Below are 4,753 nucleotides of genomic sequence, written 5' to 3' on the forward strand. Positions count from 1 at the left end.
CCTGTCTGAAATGTATTCCAGAGCCTTTCTATACGTCCCTTGGCGTGAGGGCTGTGCGCCGTTATCTGCTTTATACCAAGCTCATACAGCGCCTTGCCAAAGTTTGACAGCGGCAGCTCCGTTCCGCTCAAAATCTCATCGTCGGTCAACTCCTTGGGCGAACGGAATATAGTATGGCGGTCGCTGTATATGGACAGAGGCAATCCATATGCAAGCATCCCTTGTTCCAGCGCCGCGGCATAGCCGCGCATACATTCAGTTTCAGTAAAGAACGCCCCTGTAACGACCCCTGTCGCATCGTCTATATATGCGTGCAAAGTTGCATATCCGTGTTCTTCACCAAACCACTTGTGTCTGCTTGCATCGGTCTGCCACATAATACCGGCGGTCGTCTTCCTTGGACACGGCCGGTGCTGTTTTGCTTTATGCTTCACTGCCTTCTTGCTCTTTATACCAGCTCCTTTAAGCACACGGAACACCGAAGAACGGCTCACAGACATTCCCTCCGCTTCGTTCAGGCGTTCAGTGAAATGAGAGAAATTATAGTCAAAATACTTCCCCTCAAACAGCTCGACAATCCTCGTTTTAACCTCATCTGAAAGAGCGTGCCTCGGCTTCCGTCCCGCGTTTCCATGCACCATCCCCCTTGCGCCGTTTCTGGCAAAGCTGGCTTTTAGCCTTATGATTTGTCTTATAGAAATACCAAGCTGTTCAGATGCCTCCCCATTAGTCACTAAGCCTGATGACGCGGCTCCTATAATCCTTACCCTTCTCGCTTCATCGTTTGTCATACTCATCATGATCTGCCTCATAGTGACATTATCTCAGAACGATTAGAGGGTGACATTATCACAGAACAACAACAGCGGCTGCTTTTTTGCTTGACCTCGCAACTTTAAAAGGCTAAACTTTAGAGTTGTAAGCGAACACAAATTCGGGCGCAAAGCCCGGGGAAGGAGAAAATTTTATGGACGCAAGCGGCCCCAGTCCTGAACCTGCTGGACCATATAATTTATTTTTCCGCTGACGTCCGCCGGCTCTCCGTGCCTGCGGGCGATGCGGGTGCGGAGGAAAGCATATGCTAAAAATCACAAAAACTACAGAGACGCATCTCATCGAGCTCTCTCCGGAAAGGATAGAAGCGGGTGCGTGGATAAATCTTGTACGCCCTACCGCGGACGAGCTTTCTGAGGCGGAAAGGATGACCGGAGCGCCGCAGGATTTCATACGCTCCGCAATGGACCCTGAAGAGTCCTCGCGCATCGAAATCGAAGAGAATCATATACTCGTCCTCATCAACGTTCCCATCGACCATGAATCGCACGATTACGAATACGACACGATACCGCTCGGCATCATAATCACGCCGGATTACTTCGTGACGATATGCCAGGAGTACAACGACGTCATTCAGAATTTTTCCGAGGCGCGCTTCCGCTACTTCTGCACCTTCAAGCGCACTAGGCTGCTCTTCCAGATACTTTACCGCTCGGCGATGCTCTTCCTCAAAGACCTGCGCCAGATGACGCGGCGTTCGGATCAGATAGAGCAGGACCTGCGCCAGTCGATGAAAAACGAAGAGCTCTTCCAACTGCTCGACCTGCAGAAAGGCCTTACCTACTATTCGATGTCGTTGCGCTCGAACAAGGTCGTCGTCGAACGCCTGCTGCGCCTCTGCTCCAATCCGCAGGTTAGCCACATAATAAAATTTCGCGAAGAGGACGACGACCTGCTCGACGACGTCCGGGTCGAATACGACCAGGCGATAGAGATGGCGCAGATTCAGACGGACGTCCTCGCCGGAATGATGGACGCCTTCGCCTCCGTCATTTCGAACAACCTGAACATCGTCATGAAATTCCTCGCGTCGATAACGATCGTGCTGGCGATTCCCACGATGGTCGCGAGCTTCTTCGGCATGAACGTCCCCGTGCCGTGGACCGCCCATCCGATGGGCTTCACAATAGTCTGCTTCATAGCGCTCATTATGACGATAGCGGCGACCTGGGTGCTCTGGAAGAAGAGGCTCTTTTAGCGGCAGGCGCGCTGATGGTATAAAAATATAAAGGCCTTCCGCGTTTTCCTGCGGAAGGCTTTCTCGTTTACGGCTTTAGCTCTTTTAAAGCGCGCTGACGCCGCCACGGTTCTTGTAAGTGCTTCCTGTACGGCATGTCAAGGACGATCGACGAGAATGTCTGCCCGTACTCTCCGAGAGAAACCAGAAATGACTGAAGGTCCTTTACAGACTGAAACACAGTCGCCATAACGAAGTTGTTGTCGCCGGTGATATTCCAGCATTGAAGCACACAGAAGGAATATCCAAAAGTTTTTTGCCCAAAGCCTCTTCGTATAAGAGCTGAAAAAGCGCGGGTTCAATATCCAGGAAACATTTAAATTCATATAGTTCCGCATCCACAAACACGGCGAAAAAGTTGGGAGACACTGTCTTTAGCATCTCCCAATTTTAACTTTAACTCAAGAGCTATAAACGATTTCCGCGGGAGTTTGATAAAGTAAGCGGACTGTCGTTTAGCACCAAATCTTTGCGTGCTGTTTCATACATGAGATGTTCATAGTCTCATAATAAGTATTTCAGATAACTATAAATTATTCTCTTTTCCATTAAATTCCTCTTTCATCGCTTTCACCAGTGCATAGGCCATGAAGAGCGTCATTATAGAGTAAGGAAACGAGATAATTCCAGCCAATTTCTGTATCCCTCTGAAGTCACCTGCGAAAAGGGTGATAGCGGATATTACAGCCATAAGGGATCCCCATATAAAAAGTCTCTGCTTAGACGGATTGATGTTGCCGTTGCTTGACAACATCCCAACGACAAAAGTTCCAGAGTTGGCAGATGTTATCAGGAATGTAGCTACCAGAATAAAACACATAACAGTGGTAATCGTCGTGAATGGAAACATGCCCATAAGATCCCAGAGCGCCATTGACATATTGTTCACTGAAGAATCGGCTAAAGCGCAATTAGGGGTCTTAAATAGCACCGAGATGGAGGCTCCCCCGAATATTGTCATCCATGCAAAGCTGCCGAGCGGAGGAATAAGCAGAGAACCGGCCACGAGCTCTCTCATTGTCCTTCCGTAAGATACTCGCGCAAAGAAGACACCGCAGAGTGGCCCCCACGAAAGCCACCATAACCAGTAAAGAACTGTCCATCCACGCTGCCATAAGTCAAAATCAGTATCCCACGGGCTCACGCGAAGCGTCCAGTCAGGAAGATTTGCTACGTAGGTGCCAAGCGACGTTATGAATGTCTGTATTATTCCCAGCGTAGGCCCGAACAAAAACAGGAAAGCACATATAATTATTGAAAGGTAAACGTTGATGTCGGCAATAACTTTGATTCCTCTTTTTAATCCGATCACGGCCGTGCTAATGTAGACGACCGACATAATTGCAAGAGAGATTTCAGCGAACCATAGATTATTGGAAACATTAAAGAAACGGGCAATACCAGCCCCCATCTGCGAAGAGGCTATACCAAGCGAGGAAGCGATACCAGCAACAGTCAGGAAAACCATCCATGAATCTACAAAATGAGAACAACAAAGTGCCGTTTTCTCGTTTTTAAACAGAGGCTCTACAAAGTTTCCAATGAGCGCTGGTTTATTTTTCCTCATACTGAAGTATCCGATAACCATCGCGGTTATCCCATATATACTCCAGGGATGGCAGCCCCAGTGAAGGAAACTGAGCTGCATCGACAGATCTGCCGCCTGTGGAGAACCAGGCGTGACGCCAAGAGGCGGGCAGAGGAAATGATAGGCGGGCTCCGCGGCTCCAAAGAAGACAAGCCCGCTGCCCATGCCTGCTGAAAAAAGCATTGCCAGCCAGGAAAATGTACTAAATTCAGGTACGGAATTGTCTGGGCCGAGTTTTACCTTTCCATATCTTGAAAACGCGATATAGATCATAAAAAATATGTAAAACGTGACGACTGATACAAGATACCAGTTGGTAGTGTAACTTATTCTGTGTAAACCCCTTGCCCCTGGATCGATGTAAGACATCAAAGGGTTACCGTTACTGCTTCAGTATCACCATAATGACATACGCTATCCGGGCTGTCAATGGACTGCAGCCCGGACTTTTCTTATAGGCGTTTAGGGCTATTCCAGATCTCCGGGTTCTATGCGTTCCTCAAAGTAAATGCACAGCTGTGACAGAATTTTACTCCAGTCCCTGTCCCTGCCGGTCCACTTTTCAGTGATGTCCATCGTCGCAAGATAAAGGAGCTTGAGAAGGGCGTCGTCTGAGGGGAAGATCGTACGTGTTTTTGTCACTTTCCTGAGCTGCCGGTTGTAGTTCTCGATCTGGTTTGTCGTATAGATCATCCGGCGCAGCTCATAGGGATACTTGAAATAAGCGGATAACTGAGGCCAGTTGTTCCGCCAGCTCGCTACCGAAGACGGGTATTTCGAGCCCCACTTCTCTTCAAGTCTGTCAAGCCCTTCCTCGGCCTGCTCCAGTGTAGGAGCCTGATAGACACCCTTCAAATCATTCATAAAAGCCTTAATGTCCTTGTAAGAGACGAATTTTGTCGTGTAACGGATCTGATGGACGATGCAGCGCTGGACTTCGGCCTTGGGATATACGGCGCTTATCGCATCTGCAAAGCCTGTCAGGCCGTCGACGGAGATAATGAAAATATCTTCGGTACCGCGATTACGGATCTCGTTAAGGACACCGACCCAGTACTTGGCGCTCTCATTTCCGCCGACCCACAGGCCAA

The 4,753-nt window shown here is 48.9% G+C and carries 5 protein-coding genes; 1 reads left to right on the forward strand and 4 read right to left on the reverse strand.

The genetic code is table 11. From position 1 onward, the window contains the following. Nucleotides 1-800: ISNCY family transposase (locus EH55_RS12865; RefSeq protein ID WP_051682924.1), on the reverse strand; the 800-nt coding region annotated here is incomplete at its 3' end. A 278-nt stretch (nucleotides 801-1,078) separates the two neighbouring features. Here EH55_RS12865 and EH55_RS12870 point away from each other — a divergent pair. Then, on the forward strand, nucleotides 1,079-2,035 hold the full coding sequence (locus EH55_RS12870) for a magnesium transporter CorA family protein (RefSeq protein ID WP_037978668.1): 957 nt from the start codon (nucleotides 1,079-1,081) through the stop codon (nucleotides 2,033-2,035). Between the two features lie 67 nt (nucleotides 2,036-2,102). On the opposite strand, the gene EH55_RS14910 is transcribed toward EH55_RS12870, so the two are convergent. The 3 genes from EH55_RS14910 to EH55_RS12880 form a co-directional block, all read right to left on the reverse strand. Further along, nucleotides 2,103-2,306 carry an Lrp/AsnC ligand binding domain-containing protein gene (locus tag EH55_RS14910; RefSeq protein ID WP_081839599.1) on the reverse strand — a complete coding sequence of 68 codons (204 nt, stop codon included), beginning with the start codon at nucleotides 2,304-2,306 and terminating at the stop codon, nucleotides 2,103-2,105. A 294-nt stretch (nucleotides 2,307-2,600) separates the two neighbouring features. After that, complete coding sequence (locus EH55_RS12875; RefSeq protein ID WP_081839600.1) at nucleotides 2,601-4,031, reverse strand: BCCT family transporter; 1,431 nt, start codon at nucleotides 4,029-4,031, stop codon at nucleotides 2,601-2,603. Between the two features lie 99 nt (nucleotides 4,032-4,130). After that, nucleotides 4,131-4,753, reverse strand: a 623-nt coding sequence (locus tag EH55_RS12880; protein ID WP_037978671.1) for an IS256 family transposase, incomplete at its 5' end; no start/stop codon positions are given.

The sequence above is a fragment of the Synergistes jonesii genome (assembly GCF_000712295.1).
Taxonomy (GTDB): domain Bacteria; phylum Synergistota; class Synergistia; order Synergistales; family Synergistaceae; genus Synergistes; species Synergistes jonesii.